The sequence below is a fragment of the Nonomuraea gerenzanensis genome (assembly GCF_020215645.1).
GTDB classification, from domain to species: Bacteria; Actinomycetota; Actinomycetes; order Streptosporangiales; family Streptosporangiaceae; genus Nonomuraea; species Nonomuraea gerenzanensis.
This window is the reverse complement of record NZ_CP084058.1, coordinates 5,533,604-5,556,891: the sequence shown is the minus strand read 5'-3', so window position 1 is coordinate 5,556,891 and position 23,288 is coordinate 5,533,604. Positions and strand designations below refer to the sequence as shown.

Here is a 23,288-nt window from a genome sequence, read left to right as displayed (position 1 = left end):
CAGCGAGCGGTGCCGGCGCGCCGGGTCGGGCCGGCACCGCGGGCGGGGGTGTCAGGCGGCGGTATCAGGCGGCGGCCTGCTGGCCGGCCGTCGGACAGGGACGTCAGGCGGCGGCCTGCTGGCCGGCCTTCCAGCGGGCGGACAGGTCGGCGAGCACGCTGTTCAGGTCGCCCTTGGCGGCGCCGCGGGCGACGTCGATGAGCTTCTGCCGGTAGTCGGGCGACTTGATGCCGACCTCGGACTCCTTGTCGATGTTGTCGACCAGGATGCGCTGGTCGGTCTCCAGCTCGATGAGCTTGACGCCCGCGTCGCTGTACGGCTTCAGCGCCGAGGGCAGCGGGTCGGACTTGACGGGCGAGACGCCCTGGTTGGTGGCGGAGAAGCCGGACTTGTCGACGAACCAGTCGAGCCAGGCCCGAGCCGCCGCCTTGTTCGGGGAGTGGCTGTTGACGGCGTACTGGTAGTCGGGGTTGAGCACCGAGCAGAAGGAGCCGCCGGCCTGGGAGGGGAAGGGCATGAAGGCGATGGAGTCGGGGCTCTGGCCGGCCGTGGTGGCGGCGGCCTGCATCTGCGGGATCGCCCAGGAGCCGAGCCACATCGCGCCGATCTTGCCGGTGGCGATGAACTTCTTGGAGTCCTCCCAGTTGGTGGTGGTCGGGTCCTTCTCGGTGAGCTGCTGCTGAACGGCGTTGAACAGCAGGGAGTCGACGACGTTGAGGTCCTTGCCGGGGGCCCACGGGTCCTCGGTGGCCATCGCCGACTCGGCCTTGACGTCGCAGGTGACCGAGCCGTTGCCGTTGGTCCAGTTGCTGAGCGGCCAGCCGTCCTTGTAGTTGGTGTAGAGCGGGGTCGCGCCGGTCTTGTCCTTGACGGCCTTCAGCCCGGCGAGGAACTCCTCCGGCGTCTTGGGCCAGTCGGTGACGCCGGCCTTGGCCCACAGGTCCTTGTTGTAGACGAAGCCGTTGGCCGAGGCGAAGGAGACGATGCCGTAGACCTGGTCGTTCACCGTGCCGGACTGGATGAACTTGTACTTCTGGGACAGGTCGGCGGCCGAGCCGAGGGGGGCGAAGAACTTGGGGTAGTCGCCCTTGGCGATGTTGTTCGGGATCAGCAGCACGTCACCGTAGTTCTCGGTGTTCATGCGGATCTTGACTTCGCCCTCGTAGTCGGTGATCGCCTCGAACTTGACCTGGACGCCGGGGTAGACCTTCGCGAACTCGCCGGCGTACTTCTTCATCGTGCCGTCGTTCACCAGGTCGGTGCGGTTGGTCAGCACGGTGATCTCGCCGGAGACCTTCGACGGGTCGCTCGCCGCCGTGGCGGGCGCCGTACTCCTTCCGCTGCCGCCGCAGGCGGCGGCCAGTGCCGCGGTCACCGCGAGGGCCAGACCGGTCAGCGCAAGTCTGCGCATCTCACACCATCTCCTAAGGGAAGCACCGTGGTTGCGGTGAACAGTGGCATGTCGCGTTTAGGCGTAAAAGGGACGAAGCACTGAAGATACATAACCGTTACAAGGAGTTCAGTGCAGACGTCGATCGAGATGTGGGCTGAGCTGGAAAAACAATGACTAGAGCGGTTTAGCTGCCTGAGGGCGTGCGAGGGCGGCGTCCGAGGAGCGGCTGGGTCAGCGGGCCCTGGCGGTGGTGCCGCGCGGGACGAGCACGGGCGTCGGCACCGCGCCCACCTCGGCGTGGCCGGTGTCGATGAGGTCCATGAGCCGGCGCGTGACCTCGGCACCGAAGGCGAAGACGTCGTGGCTCATGGCCGACAGCGGCGGATGGGTGAGCCGGCAGAGCTGCGAGTCGTCCCAGGCCAGCAGTGACAGCTCGGCGGGCACGGACACGCCCATCTCCGTGGCCACGGACAGGCCGGCCACGGCCATGATGTCGTTGTCGTACAGGATGGCCGTGGGCCGCTGGGCGGAGGCGAGCAGCGCCCGCGTGGCGCGGGCGCCCTGCTCGCCGGAGAAGTCGGTGGGCAGGATGCGGCCGGGCTCCAGGTTGAGGTCGGCGACCGCCTTGGCGAACGCCTCGCTCCTGATCATGCTGTGCCCGAGCGTGGCGGGGCCGCCCACCCGCGCGAGCCGCCGGTGGCCGAGCGCCGCCAGGTAACGCACCGCCTCGGTGACCGCCGCGCCGTCGTCGGTCCAGACCGACGGCAGCCCGCCGGTCAGGTCGGGATGCCCGACGGCGATCACGGGCAGGCCCAGCGCCGCGATCGGCGCGACGCGGGGGTCGTCGAGGGTGAAGTCGACCATGATGGAGCCGCTGATCTGCTTGCTGCGGCCCCAGCCGTCCAGGACGCCGATCTCCTCGCCGACGTCGTGCACCAGCCGCAGCAGCAGTGAATACGACCGCTCGACCAGCACGCTCTCGATGCCGGAGACGAACTCCATGTAGAACGGCTCAAGCCCGAGCATGCGGGCCGGCCTGGCGATGACCAGCCCCACGTTGCTGACCTGCGTCGAGGCCGACGACAGGGAACGGGCGGCCTGGTTGGGCAGCCAGCCCAGCTCACGGGCTGCCTTGAACACCTTCTCCCGCGTGGCCGCGGACACGCCCGGCTTGTCGTTCATCGCCAGCGACACCGAGCCCTTGGACACTCCGGCGCGCGCGGCGACCTCGGCGATCGTCACCTTCCCGCCCGGGCGGGCGGCAGCTCTCATGGCCGCGGGACCCCTTCCGCCGCGTTGACACAGAACAGGGCCGGCCGCACGGCGGCGGCGTCCACCTGGGCGGCGTCGGGCAGGCCGCGCACCGTGATCGTGACGCTCTCGCCGGGGAGCAGCGTGACCAGCCCGCGGTCGGCGCTCGCCGCGGGGCCGAGCCGGTCGGCCTGCAGCAGCAGGTCGCGGACGAAGGCGCGGGCGGTGATCACAACCATGAGCGTACCGCCGGAGACGTCCAGCCGCAGGTCGAGTTCGGCGGGCGGGTAGGCGAACTCCTTGTCGGGCCCGCCGAGCGCGACGTCGCGCAGGTCACCTGCGTCGGCCACGAGCAGCTCGGCCGCGGCGTCCTTGATCTCGGCGACCTCGGCCGTCAGCGGCAGCAGCGCGACCGAGCGCGGCGGCACGGTGAACGGCACGTGCTCCTCGGCCAGGCCCGTCCCGTCGGCACGCAGCCTGCGCACGACGGCGGTGCCCTGCCAGGGCTCGGGCGACTGGTTGTCGGCGGCCAGCACGCGGGCGCCGTCCCTGCTCTGGAAGGTGAGCAACCGGTCGGCGTACAGGCGGCGCAGCTCGTGGTAGAGCGGCTTGAGCCGCTCGGCCCCGTCGATCGCCGCCCACGAGGTCACCGGCCAGCAGTCGTTGAGCTGCCAGACGACGGTCCCGCCGCAGACCGGCCAGTGGGAGCGCCAGTGGGCGACGCCGGTCGCGATGGCGCGGGCCTGGTTGACCTGCGTGAGGTAGTGCCACTGGTCGAAGTCGGCGGGGGCGGTGAAGTGGTGGGCCAGGCCCCGGTCGAGCTTGCCGTTGCCGTCCTCGGCCTTCTGGTGGTGCAGCATGCCGGGCGAGGTGGAGCTGAGCGGGTCGTCGCCGAGCCATTCGCGCAGGGTGGCGTGCGCGGGCGGCGCCTGCCAGCCGAACTCGGCGGCGAAGCGCGGCACGTGGTCGAGGTAGTCGCTGTAGTCGCGGCGGTTCCAGGCCTCCCAGAAGTGGGAGGGCCCGTGCGCGGGGTCGTTGGGATGGTGGTCCCAGGAGCCCGACCAGGGGCTGCCCGCCTGGTACGGGCGGGTCGGGTCCAGCTCGGCCACCACGCGCGGCAGCAGCCCGAGGTAGTAGCCCTCGCCCCAGCTCTCGCCGTCCAGCTCGGGCTCCCAGCCCCAGTCGCGAAAACCCCACAGGTTCTCGTTGTTGCCGTTCCAGAGCACGAGGCTGGCGTGCGGGCTGAGCCGGGTGACGTTCTCGCGGGCCTCGGCCTCGATCTCGCCGCGCAGCGGCTGCTCCTCGGGGTAGGCGGCGCAGGCGAACAGGAAGTCCTGCCAGACCATGAGGCCGAGCTCGTCGCAGGCGTCGTAGAAGGCGCGGTCCTCGTAGATGCCGCCGCCCCAGACGCGGACCAGGTCCACGCCGGCCTCGGCGGCCTGGACCAGCCGGCGGCGGTAGCGCTCGGGGGTGATGCGGGCGGGCAGGGCGTCGTCGGGGATCCAGTTGACGCCGCGGGCGAAGATCGGCCGGCCGTTGACGCGCAGGGTGAAGGCGGTGCCGTGCTCGTCGGGCGCGCGGTCCAGCTCCACCGTGCGGAACCCGACGCGCCGCTCCCACCGGTCCAGGACGTGCCCGGCGTCGGACAGGGTGACGACACAGTCGTACAGGGGCTGGTCGCCGTACCCGCGCGGCCACCACAGCTCGGGCCCTGGCACCTCCAGCACGACCACCGCGCTGCCGGAGGTGACGGCCTGGACGGCGGTGTGCCCGGCGGCCTCGACGGTGAGCGTCAGCTCGCGGCCCGCGCCGGAGGCGGTGCGCTCCAGCTCGACGTGCGCCTCGATCCTGCCGCTGCCGCTGGTGCCGGTGCCGGTGCCGCGGCCGGTGACGGTGACGAGCGGCCTGACGGAGGCCAGCCGGGCGGTGCTCCAGCTCTCCAGCCGCACGGGACGCCAGATGCCGGCGGTGACGAGGGTGGGCCCCCAGTCCCAGCCGAAGGAGGCGGCCATCTTCCTGATGTAGTTGAACGGCTCGGGGTACTCGTTCGGCCGCGCGCCGAGCCGCTCGCGCAGCGCCTCGGCCTCGGTGTAGGCCGAGGCGAACTCCACCGACAGCGCCGAGCCCGCGCGCACCCGGCCGGTGACGTCGAACCGGTAGGAGCGGTGCATGTTGCGGGTGCGGCCCAGCTCCTGCCCGTCGAGCAGCACCCGGGCGACGGTGTCGAGCCCGTCGAAGACCAGGTCCGTACGCTCGAAGCCGGGCGGGGCGGCGGCCAGCACGGTGTCATAACGCCAGTCGGCCCGGCCCGCCCACGCCACCTCCAGCTCGTTGAGATCACGGTACGGGTCGGGGATCAGCCCGGCCGCCAGGAGGTCCGCGTGCACGCAGCCGGGCACCTGGGCGGGCACGGCCTCGTCGCGGAGCCCGGCGAGCTCGGCGGGGGCCGCGCCGCCCGCCAGCCGGAGCGTCCATCCCGAGTCCAGCGACCTACTCTGCTTCGTCAACCGTCTGCTCCTTGGTCATGACAATGGGACAAACGCCCCCAGACGTCCGACAAGGTAGCGATTCCCACCTGAACGTGTCTAGACCGTTTTAGTTACTTGCTAAACCAGCAGGTCGCGGAGGCGGCTCGGAGCCCGCACGGACGTCCCGGGAGCGGGCAGCCGCTGAACCGGGTCAGGCTGACGTTAAGCCACCGTGTCTTGTGGGTTTCGGATCGTTGACATCGTTGTCGCGCCGGTTCTATCTTCAGGGCACTTATTCGGTAAAGCAATCGTTCAGCCGAATCCGAGAAAGGCCCAGCCCCATGCGTTCCCTCCGATGGGCGAGCCTCGCCGCGGTCGTCCTGGCCCTCTCCCTGGCCCCGCCCGCGCACGCTGCCCCCACCCCGGCGGACCTGAGCTCGCTGAACACCCGGTTCGTGACCCGCGCGGACTCCCGCCTCAGCCTCGATGGCAAGCCGTTCCGCTTCGCCGGCACCAACATCTACTGGCTCGGCCTGGACGAGAACGTCGGCGGCGTCGCCTACCCGACGTTCTTCCGCATCAGGGACGCCCTCGACACGGCCAAGGCCATGGGCATGACCGTGGTGCGCTCGCACATGCTGGCCTCCACCGGCAACCCGCTGTCGATCCTGCCCTCGAAGCAGGCGGGCTTCAACGAGGCGGCGTTCGCGACGGTGGACTACGCGATCGCCTACGCCGGCTCGATCGGCCTGCGCCTGATCCTGCCGCTGACCGACGAGTGGTCCTACTACCACGGCGGTCACCGCGACTTCACCGACCCCTACGGCCTGCCGTCGGAGGCGTTCTACACCGACGAGCGCGTGATCGCCGACTACCAGGCCTACGCCGAGCATGTGATGAGCCGGGTCAACCCGCTGACGGGCAGGGCCTACAACGCCGACCCGACGATCATGGCCTGGGAGTTCGGCAACGAGCTGGAGGGCATGACGCTCGACTGGATCAACCGCAACGCCGCCGCGTTCAGGAAGTGGGCGCCGCGCCAGCTCATCGCGGCGGGGCGCCGCTTCGAGATCGACCCTGACACGCTCGCCGCGCCCGGCGTGGACATCGTGGACGTGCACTACTACCCGCCGACCACCGAGCGGGTCGGCGCCGACGCGGCCAGGGTGACCGGCGCGGGCAAGGTCTACCTCGCCGGCGAGTACGCCTCCACCGCGGCCACCGAGGAGCTGCTCACCCCGCTCGCCGCGGACCGCAACGTCACCGGCATGCTGTCGTGGTCGCTGTTCGGTCACCACGACCGGGGCGGCTTCGTACAGCACGACGACGGCTTCACCCTGCACTATCCCGGCGACGACGAGCGCATGCGGGCCTCCGTCGAGGCGCAGGTCGCCTTCGCCGGGCAGGTCTCCCCATCGGGTGGCCGTCCCGCCCGCGTCGGGCCGCCGCTCCTCGTCCAGGTGGACAAGCGCGGCGGGCTGAACGAGCTGCGCTGGCGCGGCACGGCCGGCGCCGCCGGCTACGTCGTCGAGCGCTCGCAGCACGGCCGGTGGAGCGCCGCCCACCAGGGGTTGCTCACCGACAACCAGGCGCCGTGGCTGGACGCGGGCGCGGCGGGCGAGGTCACCTACCGGGTCGTCCCGGTCGACCGCGACGGCCGGCGCGGCACGGCCTCGGAGCCGGTGCGGGTCACCCGCTCGCAGGTCGTGCTCGTCGATCCGCTGCAGACGACGGACCTGGCCGACGGCCACGGGAACGTCACCCTCACCCCGGCTGCGGCCGTCGCGCGGGGCGAGGCCTGGATGTCGTGGAGCCGCCCCGGGCTGCAGCGGGTGCGTTTCGACGTGGCGGGCCGGCCCCGCGTGCGGGTGCAGGTCTCCGGCGACGGCGCCGCCTGGCGTACCGTGCGGCACGAGAGCGGCGACGGACAGGTGACGGCGGACGCCGGCGGCGCGGGTCACGTCCGCGTGCTGTGGAGCGGCGGCGAGGGGCTGACCCGCGCCACCCTCTGGTCGGCCGACCCGGCCCCCGTCTCCGCGCCCCCGGCCATCCCCGCGCCGCTCACCCCGGCTCCTGACGCCCGTGACGTGCTGGGCACCCCGGCGTTCACCTGGAGCCCGGCCGAGGGCGCGGGCTACTACACGCTCACCGTCTCCGAGCACGCCGACCTGAGCGACCCCGTGCTGTCGGCCACCGCGATCACCGGGGCGGAGCACCGGCCGGCCGGGGAGCTCGAACCCGGCCTCACCTACCACTGGCGGGTCACGGCGGTCAACGCGGCCGGCCGCACCCACGGCGCGGTGTCCTCCTTCGCCACCCGCCCGCTGCCCACCGCCCCCGCCGTCGTGGACGACTTCACCGGCTACGCCGACTCTGCCCAGCTCGCCGCCGCCTACGTGCGCAACCCGGGCGGCGACCAGATCACCCCGTCGCTGGCACCAGGCCAGGACCTGCGGCTGGACTACACGCTCGGCGGCGCCGGCTACGCGGGCGTCACCCGTACCTTCTCCCCCGCCCTGGACGTGTGGGGGCAGCACGGCCTGGAACTGCGGCTCGCCCAGACGGGCGCGCCCGCGAAGATCACCGTGCAGTTCGTCACCGGCGGCGTCTACTTCGAGCACACCCTCGACGCCGTGCCTGACGGCGTGGCCCGCATCCCGTTCACCGCGTTCGACCACCCGAGCTGGGCCGGCGCGGGCCCGCTCGACCTGACCCGCTTCGAGCAGCTCTCGTTCTACGTCGGCGGCGCGCCGGGCACCGGCACGCTCACCGTCGACCAGGTCACCGCCTATCCCGCCCCGTAGGAGGGAACCCCCATGCGCACCCCCCGCAGCCTGTTACTGACCCTGGCGGTGGCCCTGGCCACCGTCGCGAGCCTGGCCACGCCCGCACTGGCCTTCCCCGCCGCCACCCGCGCCGACCTGATCGGCTTCCTGAACCGGATCTCCGGCCAGTACACCCTGTCGGGCCAGCACAACCGCGAGCCCAACAGCGACCCCACCAAGTACACCCGCGTCGCCCAGAGCATCACCGGCCAGACCCCCGGCCTGTGGGGCGGCGACTTCCTGTTCGCCGCCGCCGACGTCTCCAGCCGCCAGACGATGGTCAACGAGGCCATCCGCCAGTGGCAGGGCGGCTCGGTGGTGGCCCTGACCTGGCACATGTGCCCGCCCACCACCGGCCCCACCTGCGGCTGGGACTCCGGCGGCGTGCTCAGCCACCTGTCCGACAGCCAGTGGAGCCAGCTCGTCACCAACGGCACGAGCCTCAACAACGCCTACAAGAGCCGGCTCGCCGAGGCGCTGCCCTACCTGCGCCAGCTCCAGAACGCCGGCGTGCCCGTGCTGTGGCGGCCCGTTCACGAGATGAACGACGGCTGGTCCTGGTGGGGCGGCCGGCCCGGCGCCAACGGCAGCCGCAAGCTGTACCAGATCACCTACGACTACTACACCTCGCAGGGCCTGACGAACCTCGTGTGGGTCTGGAACGTCAAGGACGTCTCCATGGGCTCCATCGGCGAATACTGGCCGGGCTCGTCGTACGCCGACGTGGCCTCCCTCGACGTGTGGGCCAAGCTGGAGCCCTCCGCCTCCGACTACCAGGCGATGCTCGACGTCGCGGGCGGCAAGCCGATCTCCCTGGCCGAGGTGGGCCGCACCCCGAGCCCGGCGCTGCTCAACGCCCAGCCGCGGTGGACCTGGTTCATGGTGTGGGCGGAGTGGCTGACCGACCCGGCGTACAACACCAACGCCGGCGTGCAGGCGAGCTACTTCGGGCCGCGGGTGTACAACCGCGGCGAGTTCACGATCACGGCAGGAGGCGGCGCCACCCGTACGGGGAAGATCAGGGGGCTCGGCGGCAAGTGCGTCGACGTCGCCGCCGCCAACCCGGCCAACGGCACCAAGGTGCAGCTCTACACCTGTGACGCCAACGGCAGCGCGCAGGCGTGGACGGTCGGCTCCGACGGGACCATCCGCGCGCTCGGCAAGTGCCTGGACGTGGCCGGCGGGGTCGGCGCCGACGGGACCAGGGTGCAGATCTGGGACTGCACGAGCGGCAACGCCAACCAGCGGTGGACCTACGACTCCGCCACCCAGCGCCTGACCAGCGCCGCCACCGGCAAGTGCCTGGACGCGACCGGGCAGAGCCCGGCCGACGGCACCGCGCTGCAGATCTGGAGCTGCACCACCAACGCTAACCAGAAGTGGACCTTGCCTGCATGAGCAGAGTGCTCACCGTCCTGCTGGCCCTTCTCGCGCTCTGCGTGGCCGTCCCGGCCGCGCAGGCCGCGGACGCCTACCGGGAGAAGCTGGACGACTTCTCGGCCTACGCCGACAGCGCCCGCCTGTCGGCCGCGTACGCACCCAACCCCAACGGCGGGACGAACACCGCCACGCTCGTGCCCTCACCGTTCGGCGCCGGGCTCGGTAACGCCATGGAGCTGGCCTACACGCTGACCGGCGGCTACTCGGGCCGCTCCCGGCCGGTGAACGGCTACTGGCCGGGCCTGCGAGCCGTCGAGCTGTGGGTCGCCAACGCCACGCCCGGCCAGGACGTGCTGCTGCAGCTGTCCGACGGGGCCTCCTACGAGGCGCACCTGAACGCGGTGCCCGGCTTCGACCCGGCCTCGGCGCAGCCGCAGCACCTGACGATCCCGATCGGGTCGTTCACCCCCAAGACAGGCACGGGGACGATCAACACGGCGGGGATCACGTCGTTCGCCCTCTATGTCAACCAGGTCGGCGAGGTCTCGGAGGGACGCGTCACGGTGGACGAGATCGAGCTCGTCTTCGATGAGAAGCCGTACGTGCCGGAGGTCTCCTTCCCCGGCGGCGCGCTGACGGCCGACCGGGTGGGCAACCTCGTCACCGCCCTGAACGACGCCGCCGTGCTGCCGGCCGGCGCGCGGATCGTGCAGGCGCGCTACACCTCGCAGAACGCGGCCGTCCTGCCCTCCTCCGGCGACCGGTTCGCGCCCAAGGGCGACTTCGCCGGCAACGGCAGCACGCTCGTCCGGCTCCAGCAGCTCAAGCTGCACCAGAACGGCATCACCTTCACGGTGGACCAGGACGTGAGCCTGCGGGTGCGGGTGCGCGACCTGCCGCCGCGCGTGGACGTGACCGCCTACCTCAAGGGCCTGACCGGCAAGGGCATGCTCTCGGCCATGCACCACGACCAGTCGTACGCCGACCCGCGCAACGCCGACGTGCTGCACCAGCGGGTGGCCAACCAGTTCGGCGTCTACCCGGCCCTGTACAGCGCGGACTTCCTGACCGGCGGCACCGTGCCGTACCGGCAGAACATGATCGACGAGGTGAGGCGGCAGTGGGCCGGCGGCGGCCTCGTGCAGATCATGTTCCACGTCTCGCCCCCGCAGTACACCGTCGCGCAGGAGCGCGAGGGCGGCTGGGGCGGTGACCAGGCGCACGAGACGCTGCCCGGCCCGAACCGGATCTTCAGCTACCTCTACGCCGATCAGTGGAAGGAGCTGATGACCGACGGCACGCCGCTCAACCGCAACTGGAAGCTGCGCATGGACGAGTACGCCCGCTACCTCCAGCAGCTCGAGGACGCCGGGGTGACCGTGCTGCTGCGGCCCTTCCACGAGATGAACCAGCACGTGTTCTGGTGGGGCGGCCGGCCCGGCCTGACCGGCGGCGCGGGGCTGTACCGGATGTTCCACGACTACATGGAGGTCGAGAAGGGGCTGTCCAACATCGTCTGGGTGTGGAACGTCCAGGACCTGCCGGACGACTACGGCTGGGCCGACGGCGACCCGAAGTTCGACCGCTACGAGGGGCTCGACGGCGGCCTGGCCGAGTACGACGCGAACGACTGGTCCTCCTTCAGCCCCGGCAGGGACTACTACGACGTGTTGTCGGTGGACTTCTACGACCCCGAGGGCTACGCGGCCCGCCACTACGAGCAGGCGAGGTCGATCGCGAAACGCGACGGCAAGCCGATGATCATCGGTGAGACGTTCGTCTTCCCCTCGCAGGCCGAGCAGGCGGCCCAGCCGGACTGGACGCTGGCCATGCCGTGGGGCGTGCGCACCTGGAACCACAACACCCCGGAGGCGATGGCCGAGTTCTACCACCACAGCATCGGCGCCGCCGGGGTGCCGCGCCTGGCCACCCGGCGCAACGCCGTCGACCCGCTGCCGCGCGTCTCCGTGGAGGCCACGTCGCACGCCCGCGAGCCCGGCACCGACGGGGTCCTCACGTTCGTCCGGCCGGCGCACTCCGCGGACGAGGAGCTGACCGTGCGTTACGTCGTCCACGACGATCGCGACACGCGGGCCGGGCGGGACTACGCGCGGCTCGACGGGCGCGTCACGTTCGCGGCCGGGCGGACCACGGCCACCGAGCCGGTCCGGGTGCTCGACCGGCGCGGGCACGCGCCCGCCGGGCGCACGGTCACCGTCAGGTTGCTGCCCGGCGGGGGGTATCGCGTCAGCGCTCCCGCCACGGCGACCGTCCGGATCCTGCCGGAGGGCTGACCGTGGGTGCGGCGGTCTCCCCGCGGCGGGGAGACCGCCGTGACCACGGCCGGCGGATCGTCGAATGATCTTGCCGGGTCTAGAGTGGAGCCGTGTGGTACGCGCTCATCGCCCTCGCCGTGCTCGTCGTCCTCGCGGTCGTCGCCCGGCGCGGTCTCGTCGTCGTCCAGGTGAGCGGCGTGAGCATGGCGCCGGCCTACCGTCCGGGTGACCGGGTGCTGGTCCGCCGGACCGGTGCGGTGCGGCGGGGCCGGGTGGTGGTGTTCGAGTCGACGCGGCCTTCGGGGTGGGGCACGGGCCCTCCGGCGCCGCCCTGGGCGATCAAGCGGGTGACCGCGCTGCCCGGCGACCCCGTGCCGGCCGACGTGGTGGAGGCGGTGGCGGCGGGGCCCGGTGCGAGGGTGCCCGAGGGCGCGCTGGTGGTCGTGGGCGACGGCACGTCGAGCGCCGACTCACGGGTGTACGGCTACGTGCCGGCCGATCGCGTACTGGGTGTGGTCGTACGGAAGTTGTCCTCCGGTGCCTCCGAAGGAGTCCCGTAGCCGTCGGCCTGCAGGGTGAACAGCCGGGCGTACTCACCGCCCAGGGCCATCAGCTCGTCGTGCGTGCCGCGTTCGGCGATCCGCCCCTCGCTCAGCACCACGATGAGGTCGGCGGCGCGCACGGTGCCCAGCCGGTGCGAGATCAGCACGCTCGTGCGGTCGCCCCGGTAGGCCCGCAGGCTGGTGTGGACCTCGTGCTCGGCCTGGGCGTCGAGGCCCGAGCTGGGCTCGTCCAGGATGAGCAGGTCCTGGCGCTGCCGCATGAACGCGCGGGCCAGCGCCAGCCGCTGCCACTGCCCGCCCGACAGGGAGACCCCGGCCTGCTCGTCGCGGTCGCCGAACAGGCGGCTGAGCATGGTGTCGTAGCCGCGCGGCAGCGCGGTGACCGTCTCATGCACGCCCGCCCGGCGGGCCGAGTCGTGGACCCGGTCGCGGTCGGCCGTCAGGTCGCCCAGCATGATGTTCTCGGCGGCGGTGAGGTCGTAGTCCATGTAGTCCTGGAACACCGCGCCGATCCGCCCGCGCAGGTCTGCCGGGCTCGCGTCGCGCAGGTCCACCCCGTCCCAGGTGATCTGTCCCTTGGTCGGGTCGTACATCCGGCACAGCAGCTTGACCAGCGTGCTCTTGCCCGCGCCGTTCACCCCGACGAGGGCCACCGTCCGGCCTGCGGGGACGAACAGGTCCACCCCGCGCAGGATCCAGGGGTGCTCGTCGCTGTAGCGGAACCACACGTCGCGCAGCTCGATCCCGTCGCGCAGCGCGGGCAGCGCGGCGGGCTCGCGCGGCACCGGCAGGTCGGGCTCGGCCGCCACCACCTCCGTGTAGTGGCCGAACATCAGCAGCGCGTTGTGCGCGTCCGCCCACTGGCTGACGATCGCGGTCAGCGCCGTCTGGACGCCCGCGACGGCCGCGACGAAGACCGTCACCTCGCCCACGCTGATGCCTCCCGAGGCGGCGCTGAGGATGGCCCACAGCAGCCCGCCGGCGGCCACGACGCTCCCGAGCAGCGCCATCACGCCCTGGCTGCGCAGAGCGCGCAGGTCCACGTCGCGCTCGGCGCGGTTGATGCCGCTGACCTCGTCCAGCATCCGGGTACGCAGGTAGTCGCCCAGGCCGAACAGCCGCACCTCCTTGGCCGCCTCCGGCCGGGTGAGCAGGTCGCCGAAGAACACCTGGCGGCGCATGGCGGGGGTGATGTCCCACATCACCTCGGCGCGCTTGCGGCTGAGCATCAGCTCGATGCGCGCGGCAGGCAGGGCGGCGACGACGATGACGGCGACCATGACCGGGTTGACGGCGGCCAGGCTGATGGCGAAGCCCGCGAGGGTGATGAGCGCCTGGCCGATCGCCAGCGCGCCGACGACCAGGCGGTCCGGCGCGTTGTGGCTCGACTCGTACGCCAGCCGCAGCGTGTCGTGGAAGCCCGGGGTCTCGAACCGGCTCAGCCCGGGATGGCGGTTGACCGCCCGGAACAGCCGGTCGTAGATGAGCAGGCGCAGCGACCTGCGCAACTGCGCCGTGGCGTAGTCGGACACGTGCGGCAGCACGATGACCGCCAGCCCGGCGACGGCGAGCCCGCCGGCCGCCGGTGCCAGCGCGGCGAACCCGTCGCCCCTGATGATGGCGTCGAGGACCAGCTTCGTCAGCCAGGCGGTCGCGACCGGCGCCACCCCGGCCAGCACACCGAGGAGGGCCGCGCCGACGGCCGCCGCCGGATGGGCCGTCCAGGCGAGGGCGGCGGCGACGCGGATCCGCCCGAGCGTGGGGTTCGCCATGCCGGTCAGGCGTGCGCGGGGATCGGGAGCTCGGATGTGGAGTGCGCCGACGCCGTCACGACGCCCTCGCCGTCCACGAGGTAGAAGCCGGGGAACGGCGGGCGCCCGAAGGCCGTGTACATCTGGCCGTCGCGCTCCTCGGTGACCACGGCCGCGAGGTCCGCGAGGGCGGCGGTGAACGTCGCCTCCTTCGGCCCGCCGCCCACCACCAGCGCCAGGACGCGGTCCCGGCCCAGGTGGCGCACCCGCTCGGCGAAGGCGGGCAGGTGCTCGTCGCAGGCGGAGCAGTCGGTGGAGAACATGCCGACGACGGTCGTGCCGCCGCCGGCGCCGAGCGTGGCGCGGCTGACGGCGGCGCCGGTGGTGTCCGTCGCGGTGAAGCCCGGCAGCCGGGTGCCCGGCGGGGTGAAGGCGGGTGGGGCGGTGACGTGCCGCAGGACGTTCGCGTGCTCGCGCAGGCGGCGGATCACGGCCAGGAGCAGGAACAGGTTGACGGCGCTCAGCACGCCGACGAAGACGACGGCGGCCACGAGGAAGGACATCGGCGTCCCTTACGGTCGAGCGGGCACGGCTTGAACAGCTCGGTTCAGCGCGCCGCGAACAGGTCGGTGAGGTCGTCGGTGAAGACGGCGAGCAGCGCTATCAGGCCACCGGCGGCGAGCGCCAGGACTGCTCCGGCGGGATGCGCGTGCGTGCCCGCGCCCGAGGCCGCCAGGCCGGTGACGGCCACCGCGATCAGGCCGGCGTTGCGGACGAGGTGCCTGCGGCCGAGCGGCGCCGACGAGGTGCTGAAACAGTTGCAGGAGACCCGGCTGCCCGAGCGCAGCGCGTGCCGGATGCCGAGGGAGAAGGCCAGCAGCACGGCACCGGCCAGGACCAGCCCGGCCGGTGCCGTGGACTCCGCCGTCAGCAGCACCACGGTGGCCGACTCGACGGCGACCACCGCGACGGGCAGCGCGGCCGGCACCCGGCCCCGCCACAGCGGGACGAGCGCCGGCATCGATCGCCGGAACGCCGCGAAGGCCTCCCGCCCGCGCACCTTGCCGGCCACCGCCGCCAGGAAGACGATTCCCAGGGTGCAGCGGGCGGCCAGCGCGACGTACTCCATGCCGCTGATCCGTTCGGCCCGAGGCGCTAGCGGCAGTACGTCTTGCCGGCGTAGATGCAGCAGCGGATGCCGGTCGAGGTCCACCAGCAGGGCTCGGCCTCGGCCGTGGTGGTGGGCAGCAGCCTGCCGAGAAGCCGGTCGCTCATCTCATGGAGTGCACGGAACACAGGGATCCTCCTCTTGGTGCGAGCCGGCGGTGGGGGATGCCGGCAGAAGCCGACATGCGCGATTTGGGTGATCAACGCCGCCGACATCAGGACAATAACCACGGATGATCAACTGAAGTAAGCCGCTGGGTCCGACAGCAAGCTGCAGTGCCGTGCAGCTTGCTGTCACTCCCGCACCACCAGCAGCGGGAGGCCCATTCGTCACCTCGGGAGCCACATGAGCCTCAGCAGTCTCGGACTGACCGACTTCGAGGAGAACGTTTACCGCGACCTCCTGCGCGGCCGCGACACGGCGACGGGCGATCCGGACGGCTTGCGGGCCACGCTGGAGCGGCTCTCGGCGCTCGGCCTCATCCGCTTCGACCCGGCGGGCCGGCCCATCGCCGTCGAGCCGGAGGTCGGGATCAGCCGCCTGATCCGGCGACGGCTGCTGGAGACCAACGCGGAGCAGCGCCGCATCTCGGCGGCGTGGGAGGCGGTGCACCTGCTGAGCGCGCAGCAGCGCGGGCCCGACCGCACGGTCACCATCGAGCAGATCCACGGCGCCGACCGGATCGACGAGCGCATCCGGTCGCTGACGCTCGACGCGCGCGAGGTGCTGGCCATGCAGCCCGAGCGGCACCGGTCGTACCTGCCCGCCCACCTGCAGCGGCTCGAGGACGGCGCCCGCCGGCGCACCATCGTCTCCCGGCAGAGCCTGCTCGACCCGGCGCTCATGGAGCACTGCCTCGAACTGCACCGCGCCGGTGATCACCACCGGGTGGTCGACGACGACGGGCAGCAGATGGTGATCGTGGACCGCTCGGTGGTCTTCGTCCCCAGCGAGCCGGAGGGCGCCGGCCGGAGCGCCCTGATGATCTCCCAGGCCGGGGTCGTCGCGACGATGGCGGACCTGTTCGAGCGCGTCTGGGCGCACGCTCAGGACCTGGAGCCCTGCCACGCGCCCAGCCTGACCACGCGCGAGCGGCGGGTGCTGTACCTGCTGGCCGGCACCCGCAAGGACGAGGTGGCGGCCAGGGAGATGGGCGTGAGCCTGCGCACCTACCGGCGCTACGTGGCCGAGCTGCTGGAGCGGCTCGGCGCCGCCAACCGCTTCCAGGGCGCCCTGCTCGCCAAGCAGCAGGGCTGGATCTGAGCGCCGGCCAAGGCGGCCGAGCTGCGGCACGAACGACCGCCGATGCTCCATGCTAGGCGTGTCCCAGCATCGTTCCTGCTCATCCGCGAGGAGTGTTCTTGACCCGGTACGCCGTCGATCACCACCGCAACGTCCTCATCTCGTCCTGGAGCACCGGGTCGGGAGACATCGCGACGGACGTCACCGATCTTCCCGCCGGGCTCCCCCGTCACGACGCGCTGAACCTGGCCAGGACGCTCACCCAGCTCTCCGAAGTCTGCTGGCGCTGCTACACCCATCCGGCCAGCGCCGCCGACAGCCACGAGCCCGGCTCCGAAGGCGAGCGCCGTCAGGAGGAACGCGACGCCTTCGCCGGCGTCCTCACGGCACTCACGAACCCGGACCTGCCCCCCGACGGCTACCTGATCCAGTCCGCCGTCCGGGTCGAGGAAGCCGCCCACCAGGCCGGCCGGGCCCTGCACGCCCTCGGCGCCGCCGAGCCGGCCACCCGCGTCACCCTCGACGTCGGCGCCGAGCTGGCCGCCATCGAACAGGCCGAGCTGGGCAACCTGACCGGACGCGCCCGCCAGGCCGTCACCCTCACCCGCGAGGACGCCTCCCCCGTCCAGGTCGCCCAGGCCAGCAGCCTGCTGCACGACCACCCCTTCGGCCCCGAGGCGATCTTCACCGAGATCGATCCGGCCGCGGCCGCCATCGCCGCCGCGCACTGGCTGCACGCCGCCGCCACCGTCACCGCCGGGTACGCCGGGCTCCCCGCCACCCAGATCGTGGCCGAAGCCGACACCATCGAGGCACTCCCCCACGCGACCCCGACCCTCGTCCTGGAGCTGATGGCCGACGGCGCCTCCCCCCGCCAGGCGGTGATGCCCCTGATCCGCGACGCCCTGCGGATCGCCGAGGGCGAGATCCCCGACCTCCCGGCACTCCATCGGCGTATCGCCGCCGCCGAGCGACTGCTCGACGCGCGGCGCGAGGACCAGCCCGAGCCGCACCCGGACGTCTTCGTCCTGCGCCTCACGCCCCTGGATCCCGCCCGCCCGGCCCTCGACCTGCTGGAGGACCTGCTCGGCGGGATCCGCGGCTGCTGGCTGCTGTACGCCGAATACGCGACCGAGCTCGACGGGACCGACCTCGACGGGACCGACTTCGACGGAACCGGCCTCGACGACGAGGAACGGCAGCGGCGCCACACCGCGTCGTTCTGCGCGGAGGTCCGGCAGGCAGCCGCCGCCCAGCGCGAGCGCCTCCTGTAGCGCCCGTTCACTCAGAGCGGCGGAACCAGTGGCGGCGGGTCCGGAAGAACGTCACCAGGAACATCACCTGGATGCCGCCCTCGACCAGGATGAGCAGCGCCGCATCGACCGCGGCGAGGGCGGGGCCGCCGTGGAAGCCGGCCCACAGGGCCGTCAGCGCGCTGGTCAGGCCGCTGACGATGATCGGAGCGCCGTACAGGGCGAAGACGGTCAGCGTGACGGTGCTGCCCAGCGCGAGGGCGACGGCGTAGATCCGGACGGCACGGCGCTCGTGCGTTGCGAGGTCACCGGTGGGGTCGGTCACCGGCGAGCCCGGCCTCCTGAGCGGGGCGACCGCCCTGGCGAGCAGGTAGCGGACGTAGCGCAGACCGTCCCCGAACAGGTCCTTGCACCGCAGCAGGTCGCGGAGCACGAAGTAGAGGTCGGTCCGCATGTAGATCTGCGCCTGCAGGGGCAGGCACAGCAGCGTGGTCAGGATGAAGGCCCGCAGCAGCGCCTCGGCCGGATCGGGCAGCGGCAGGTACGCGACGGCCAGCAGCATCGTCGCGATGAGCAGCACGTCGGAGGCCATCCCGGCCAGGTACACGCGGTAGCGGTGCCGCCGGGGGACTCCCCAGATGGCGCTCACGTCGGTCTGCACGACGAGGTAGTGCAGCCGGGTGCCGAACCCGATCCGCGCCGGCGCGCCGAGCGAACGCGCCGCGATCAGGTGCATCATCTCGTGCACGCTCGCGACGACGGAGAAGAACGCCGTGTTGACCAGCACGGACAGCCCGGTGTACCCGCTCCAGAAGAAGTCCTGGTGGCGGGGGAACAGGCCGGGCCTGACCAGCACGGTCAGCGCCGCGGCCACGACGACGGCGAGCCAGAGCAGCTTCATCGGCCGGGCGAAGACCCATCGCACGTGCCGCTCGGTGATGCCCTCGAAGTGGCCGGCCACCGGCGCGGACGCCGGTCCGGGCAGCGGGAGCCCATCGATCTCGGCCACGAAGTCCAGGTCGGCCAGCGACTCCACGAAGTCGGCCACGTCCAGCTCGACGTCGTGCTCGGCGGCGACCGCGGCCTCGACCTCCGCGACCGGCCGTCCCTCGCCGAGCAGCCGGATCACCTCCCCGCACACCGCGGGCAGCTCGGCGAACTCGCCGAGGTCGGGGCGGCCGACGATGATCGCTTCCGGGTCGTCGTCGTCGGGACGGACGACGAGCGGGTGGAGCCGTACGACGCTGCCCGCGCCGACCTCGGCCGCCTGGGTGGTCACGTGCTCACCGTGCTTTCGGCCCGCAGACCGGGCATCCCTCGTCACGCGGGACGTCGATGAAGTACTGGTGGTCCCAGACGGCCAGGTTCCAGTGGAAGACCCTGCCGCGGGTCTGCGCCGGCAGGCCGCCGAGCTGGTACAGCACCTCCAGCGCGCACAGGTGGCCGCTGATGTTCGCGCTGGCCGCGACCACCGCGTTCGGCCGAGACTCGGGCAGCAGCCGCCCGAGCTCCTTCTCCTTGCGCGCCTCCTCCTGCCGGTCGAGGCACGCCCAGCAGCCCGTCTCGCCCGGTACGAACGAGCCCACGACGACCATCGGCCCGGTGTAGAGGCTCATGAACCACGGGGTGCCGGTGCGCAGGGCCGCCTCGTTGGTCCACTGGACGATCTCCGGGTGCGGCTCGTCCGCGCACAGGACGAACAGGTCGCAACCGGTCATCAGCTCCACCACGTCGCCGGGGCCGGTCACCTTGGTCTCGCTCCCGGTCACGAGGACCGCGCCGTTCATGGCCCGCAGCCGCGCGGCCGCCTGGCCGACCTTGGACCTGCCCACGTCCGTCTCGGCGTACAGGAGCTGGCGGGTCAGGTTCGACTCCTCGACGCTGTCGAAGTCGGCCAGCCGCAGCGCCCCGATGCCGCTCGACACCAGCCCCGCCGCGACGGCCGACCCGGTGCCGCCCACGCCGAGCAGGCTCACCCTGGCTTGCTTGATCCTGGACTGGACGTCGTGCGGCGACGTGCGCGGTGTGGTGTCGATCCAGCTGAAGAAGTGGCGGGCCGACTCGTACCTGGCGATCTCCCGTTCGCTGAGGTTCGCCGGTACGGGCGCGCCGGCGTCCTCGACGAAGCCGCTGCCGACCAGGTCCTCGATGACGGCGCGCACGCTGTCGTCGTCCACCCCGGGATGGGTCTTCCCGAAGTCGGCGCAGATGTCATCGACGGTCCTGGTGCCGTCCATCAAGGACAGGATCGCGGCGATGCTGCCGTCCTCGTCGTCGGCGATCTCGGAGGCCACGCCGAACTGGGACAGCCCGATGACGATGCGGTTCCCGGGCAGCACGAACGGCTGGTGCACCCGTTTCACCCTGGGCAGACGCACTCGGCCACCCTCTCCTTCACGCGGTGGTGCTTCTGCACGCGGTGGAGGCGGGACCGGCCCGGCGACGGCCGGACCGGTTCCGCGTGATCGTTGATCAGCCGCTGGCTCCGCCGCGGTTGATGGTGGTTTCGATCTTCTCAAGCTTCCTGATCTTGACCTCGAGCTTCTTCTTCTTCATGGACATCTCCTCGCTCTCGATCTCGAACCCGGCGGCTCCGAGGACGACCGGTGCAGGACACCGGACGGAACATGAGCCCCGCTCGTCACCGCCTCAACATCCAAGATCATCACATGGGGAAAGCCCGGCGGTCAATGTCCGGCCAGCACGTCCACCGCCACCGGCGATCATCGCCTGCTCCGGTGACCATGAAATGAGTTGCGGCACGCGCGTCCCCCTGGCGAGTATTCCTGCATGATCCAGGTCGAGGGCCGCTACGTCTTCGACATCCACGGCGACCTGCCCGGCATGATCGCCTCGATCGCCGCCGAGCACACCATCCGCGACCTGTCGATCGAGGAGCCGGACCTGGAGGGCGTGATCAAGGGGATCTACGCCCGAGGACGCGCATCGGCTTCCGCCTCGCCCTGGCCTACCGCAGCAACATCCTCATGACCTGCGTGGCGCTGGTCACCCAGGTGTTCCTGGTGCGGATGATCTGGACCGCGGTGTACGGCGCGCGCCCCGCCGCCGCCGGCCTCACGCTGGACGCGCTGCTCGCCTGCCTCACCCTGGCCAACCTCCAGGGTTTCGCGACCCACACGCTCGTCACCCGCACCGTCCAGCACCGCGTCCGCACCGGCACGGTCTTCTTCGACCTGGCCAGGCCGGTCGGCTACCTGCGGCAGATGGCCGCCTTCCAGGCCGGCAACACCCTGGGCGGGCTGCTGCTGCTCGCCCCGGTCGTCCCGGTGGTGCTGCTGGCCGGCTCGATCACCGCCCCCGCCGACGCCGCCGGCTACGTGCTCACGCTGCTGCTCGGCTACGTCATCGCCGTGCAGCTGGCGCTGCTGATCAGCCTGATCGCCTTCTGGACGATGGAGATCGCGGCCGTCTCGCTGCTCTACCGGCTCGTCCAAGTTCGGCTCGTACCCGATGCAGATCTTCGGGGGCGCCGTGGAGTGGCTGCTGACGTTCGTGCTGCCGGTCGCCTTCGTGGCGTACGTGCCCGCGAGCGTCGTCCTGGGCAGGCTCGACAGCCCGTGGGCGCCGGCCGCCCCGCTGGTGGGGGTGCCGCTGATCGTGCTGGCGTACCGGGTGTGGCGGCGGCAGCTCGGCCACTACCGGAGCGCCGGTCATTGACAGCCCGTGAGCCGGGCCGGCACGGGCTAGTCTGCTCCGCGTACCTGCGTGCGGGGTGGGAGGGCGATGGCGCGGCAGAGCACGGCGGATCCGCCGGTCCCGGGCAGTGACGGGTGCGGGTCACCGAGGGGCTCGGGCGGGTTCCGGCTGCCCTGGGCGTTCCTCGTCCTGGTGGCGCTGCTCGCGGCGGGACGGTTCCTGCTGGCGCCCTACCTGACGCAGCCGGCGTTGCAGACCTGGGCGACCGTGTTCGTGGCGGTGTGCGTGCAGGCGCTGCCGTTCCTGGTGCTGGGTGTGGCGCTGTCGGCGGCCATCACCGCGTTCGTGCCCGCCTCGTTCTGGACGCGGGCGCTGCCCCGGCGTACGTACGCGGCGGTGCCGGTGGCGGGGCTGGCCGGGGCGGTGCTGCCCGGTTGTGAGTGCGCGTCGGTGCCGGTGGCCTCCGGGCTGATGGCCCGCGGGGTGGCGCCGCCGGCGGCGCTGGCGTTCCTGCTGGCCTCCCCGGCGATCAACCCGGTGGTGCTGGTGGCCACCGCGGTGGCCTTCCCCGACGACCCGGCGATGGTGGCGGCCAGGTTCGCCGCGTCGCTGGCGGTGGCCGTGCTGGCCGGCTGGATCTGGGCCCGGTTCGGGCGCGCCGCGTGGCTGCCGAAGCCCCGCCGTGCCGCCGAGGCGGGCGGGGGCCGGATGAGCCGCTTCGTGGACGCGATGCATCACGACCTGCTGCACGCCGGCGGGTTCCTGGTCGTCGGCGCCCTGGCCGCGGCGACCCTGAACGTGGTGATCCCGCGCGACTGGCTGACCGCGCTGGCGGGGGTGCCGGTGGTGTCCGTGCTGGTGCTGGCGTTCCTGGCGGTGCTGCTGTCGATCTGCTCGGAGGCCGACGCCTTCGTGGCGGCCTCGTTCACGGCGTTCTCCCCCACGGCCAAGCTGGCGTTCCTGGTGGTCGGGCCGATGGTGGACCTGAAGCTCATCGCTTTGCAGGTCGGCACCTTCGGCCGGTCCTTCGCCTGGCGGTTCGCGCCGCTCACGCTGGTGCTGGCCGTCGGGGTCAGCTTCGTCGCCGGCCGGGCGCTGTTGTGAGCCGCCAGGCGCAGGGCGCCGTCCTGCTGATCCTCGGCGCCACGGTGCTGAGCATCTCCGCGTTCTCCACGACGTACGTCAACTACGTCCAGCCGGGGTTCCGGCCGCTGCTCGTGGCGGCCGGTGCGGTGCTGGCGGCGCTCGGCCTGCTGTCCGTCGCCGCCGGGGTGCTGGACCGGCCCGGCGCCCGTCAGCGTGGGCCGCGGGTGGCGTGGCTGCTGACCGTGCCGGTGTTCGCTGTCGTGCTGGTCGCGCCGCCCGCGCTCGGCGCCTTCGCGGCCAGGCACAGTGACGGCCCGCCGGTGCTCGTACGGACCGAGGGACACCTCCCGCTGACGGGAGGTGAGGTGACGGAGCTGACGCTGGGTGAGTTCATCGGGCGTGCCTACGCGCGGTCGGGGCCGTCGCTCGCCGGCAGGAAGGTCCGGCTGGTCGGCTTCGCCGTCCCGGCCGAGGACGGCAGGAGCTGGTACCTGACCCGGATGCAGATCCGCTGCTGCGCCGCCGACGCGCTCGCGCTCGAGGTCGCCGTCCAGGGGGCGGCCTCCCCTGCGGAGAACGCGTGGGTGGCGGTCACGGGGACCTGGGTTCCGTGGCGGGGCGGGGTGCCGGACGACTACGTGGTCCCGGCCGTGGCCGCGACCGCTGTGACCGCCGTCGAGCGGCCGGCGGAGCCGTACGAATAGGGGCGGCACCCGGCTGGGTGATGGGTTACGCCACCCTGATCGGTTGCGCCGTCCTGACCGCGGTCAGCGCGCTGGCCGGGATGGCGCCGCTGATCGCGGTGGTCGAAATCAGCCGGCGCCTGCCGCAGGGGCAACGGATGTGTGGCCCGTCATCACGGTCGCACTCGCCGCCCTGGCCGTCGAGCTGCACGGCGCCGACCTGCGCCGCCCGCACGGCGATGCCACGTGCCGGTGCTGCTAGGGTCTGCGAATATGAAAATCATTCCCATTC

Annotated in this window: 18 protein-coding genes; 10 read left to right on the top strand and 8 right to left on the bottom strand. The window is 72.2% G+C overall.

All coding sequences use genetic code 11. From position 1 onward, the window contains the following. Window positions 1–103: 103 nt before the first annotated feature. The 3 genes from LCN96_RS25995 to LCN96_RS25985 form a co-directional block, all read right to left on the bottom strand. On the bottom strand, window positions 104–1,411 hold the full coding sequence (locus tag LCN96_RS25995; protein WP_225275498.1) for an ABC transporter substrate-binding protein: 1,308 nt from the start codon (window positions 1,409–1,411) through the stop codon (window positions 104–106). Window positions 1,412–1,624: 213 nt separating this feature from the next. Further along, the gene (locus LCN96_RS25990) at window positions 1,625–2,665 is read right to left on the bottom strand and encodes a LacI family DNA-binding transcriptional regulator (RefSeq protein ID WP_225275497.1); all 1,041 of its coding nucleotides are present in this window, start codon (window positions 2,663–2,665) and stop codon (window positions 1,625–1,627) included. Beyond that, window positions 2,662–5,151 (bottom strand): glycoside hydrolase family 2 protein, encoded by a 2,490-nt coding sequence (locus tag LCN96_RS25985; protein ID WP_225275496.1) that lies wholly within the window; start codon window positions 5,149–5,151, stop codon window positions 2,662–2,664. The genes LCN96_RS25990 and LCN96_RS25985 overlap by 4 nt, the downstream gene beginning before the upstream one ends. A gap of 302 nt (window positions 5,152–5,453) precedes the next feature. Between LCN96_RS25985 and LCN96_RS25980 the strand changes: the two genes are divergently transcribed. The 4 genes from LCN96_RS25980 (at window position 5,454) to LCN96_RS25965 (ending at window position 12,153) form a co-directional block, all read left to right on the top strand. Further along, window positions 5,454–7,916 (top strand): cellulase family glycosylhydrolase, encoded by a 2,463-nt coding sequence (locus tag LCN96_RS25980; protein ID WP_225275495.1) that lies wholly within the window; start codon window positions 5,454–5,456, stop codon window positions 7,914–7,916. A gap of 12 nt (window positions 7,917–7,928) precedes the next feature. Next, entirely contained in the window at window positions 7,929–9,335 is a 1,407-nt protein-coding gene (locus LCN96_RS25975; protein ID WP_225275494.1) for a glycosyl hydrolase, read from the top strand. After that, a complete protein-coding gene (locus tag LCN96_RS25970) occupies window positions 9,332–11,611 on the top strand; it encodes a glycoside hydrolase family 26 protein (protein ID WP_225275493.1) in 2,280 nt (759 codons plus the stop codon). Before LCN96_RS25975 ends, LCN96_RS25970 begins: the two co-directional genes overlap by 4 nt. 92 nt (window positions 11,612–11,703) lie before the next feature. Further along, the gene (locus tag LCN96_RS25965; protein WP_225275492.1) at window positions 11,704–12,153 is read left to right on the top strand and encodes a S26 family signal peptidase; all 450 of its coding nucleotides are present in this window, start codon (window positions 11,704–11,706) and stop codon (window positions 12,151–12,153) included. On the opposite strand, the gene LCN96_RS25960 is transcribed toward LCN96_RS25965, so the two are convergent. The 3 genes from LCN96_RS25960 to LCN96_RS25950 are packed head-to-tail and all read right to left on the bottom strand — an operon-like array spanning window position 12,078 to window position 15,036. Beyond that, complete coding sequence (locus LCN96_RS25960; protein ID WP_225275491.1) at window positions 12,078–13,928, bottom strand: ABC transporter ATP-binding protein; 1,851 nt, start codon at window positions 13,926–13,928, stop codon at window positions 12,078–12,080. The genes LCN96_RS25965 and LCN96_RS25960 overlap by 76 nt on opposite strands. A 5-nt stretch (window positions 13,929–13,933) precedes the next feature. Continuing rightward, the gene (locus LCN96_RS25955; protein WP_225275490.1) at window positions 13,934–14,470 is read right to left on the bottom strand and encodes a redoxin domain-containing protein; all 537 of its coding nucleotides are present in this window, start codon (window positions 14,468–14,470) and stop codon (window positions 13,934–13,936) included. A 44-nt stretch (window positions 14,471–14,514) separates the two neighbouring features. Next, the gene (locus LCN96_RS25950; RefSeq protein WP_225275489.1) at window positions 14,515–15,036 is read right to left on the bottom strand and encodes a MauE/DoxX family redox-associated membrane protein; all 522 of its coding nucleotides are present in this window, start codon (window positions 15,034–15,036) and stop codon (window positions 14,515–14,517) included. Window positions 15,037–15,420: 384 nt separating this feature from the next. Here LCN96_RS25950 and LCN96_RS25945 point away from each other — a divergent pair, with 384 nt between their 5' ends. After that, window positions 15,421–16,338, top strand: a complete 918-nt coding sequence (locus LCN96_RS25945) for a helix-turn-helix transcriptional regulator (RefSeq protein ID WP_225275488.1) — start codon at window positions 15,421–15,423, stop codon at window positions 16,336–16,338. Window positions 16,339–16,436: 98 nt separating this feature from the next. Then, complete coding sequence (locus LCN96_RS25940) at window positions 16,437–17,591, top strand: hypothetical protein (RefSeq protein ID WP_225275487.1); 1,155 nt, start codon at window positions 16,437–16,439, stop codon at window positions 17,589–17,591. A gap of 7 nt (window positions 17,592–17,598) precedes the next feature. On the opposite strand, the gene LCN96_RS25935 is transcribed toward LCN96_RS25940, so the two are convergent. After that, window positions 17,599–18,849: a hypothetical protein gene (locus tag LCN96_RS25935; protein ID WP_225275486.1), complete on the bottom strand. Its 1,251-nt coding sequence runs from the start codon at window positions 18,847–18,849 to the stop codon at window positions 17,599–17,601. 4 nt (window positions 18,850–18,853) lie between these two features. After that, the gene (locus tag LCN96_RS25930) at window positions 18,854–19,948 is read right to left on the bottom strand and encodes a TOMM precursor leader peptide-binding protein (RefSeq protein ID WP_225275485.1); all 1,095 of its coding nucleotides are present in this window, start codon (window positions 19,946–19,948) and stop codon (window positions 18,854–18,856) included. Between the two features lie 412 nt (window positions 19,949–20,360). On the opposite strand from LCN96_RS25930, the gene LCN96_RS25925 reads away from it, so the two are divergent. Genes LCN96_RS25925 through LCN96_RS25910 form a run of 4 tightly spaced genes read left to right on the top strand, consistent with a single transcriptional unit; the run spans window position 20,361 to window position 23,017 of the window. Beyond that, entirely contained in the window at window positions 20,361–20,561 is a 201-nt protein-coding gene (locus LCN96_RS25925) for a hypothetical protein (RefSeq protein ID WP_225275484.1), read from the top strand. Next, the gene (locus LCN96_RS25920) at window positions 20,558–21,358 is read left to right on the top strand and encodes an ABC transporter permease (protein ID WP_263657518.1); all 801 of its coding nucleotides are present in this window, start codon (window positions 20,558–20,560) and stop codon (window positions 21,356–21,358) included. Before LCN96_RS25925 ends, LCN96_RS25920 begins: the two co-directional genes overlap by 4 nt. Then, window positions 21,315–22,331: a permease gene (locus LCN96_RS25915; RefSeq protein WP_225275483.1), complete on the top strand. Its 1,017-nt coding sequence runs from the start codon at window positions 21,315–21,317 to the stop codon at window positions 22,329–22,331. Before LCN96_RS25920 ends, LCN96_RS25915 begins: the two co-directional genes overlap by 44 nt. Continuing rightward, window positions 22,328–23,017 (top strand): TIGR03943 family putative permease subunit, encoded by a 690-nt coding sequence (locus LCN96_RS25910; RefSeq protein ID WP_225275482.1) that lies wholly within the window; start codon window positions 22,328–22,330, stop codon window positions 23,015–23,017. Before LCN96_RS25915 ends, LCN96_RS25910 begins: the two co-directional genes overlap by 4 nt. The last annotated feature ends 271 nt before the right edge of the window (window positions 23,018–23,288 follow it).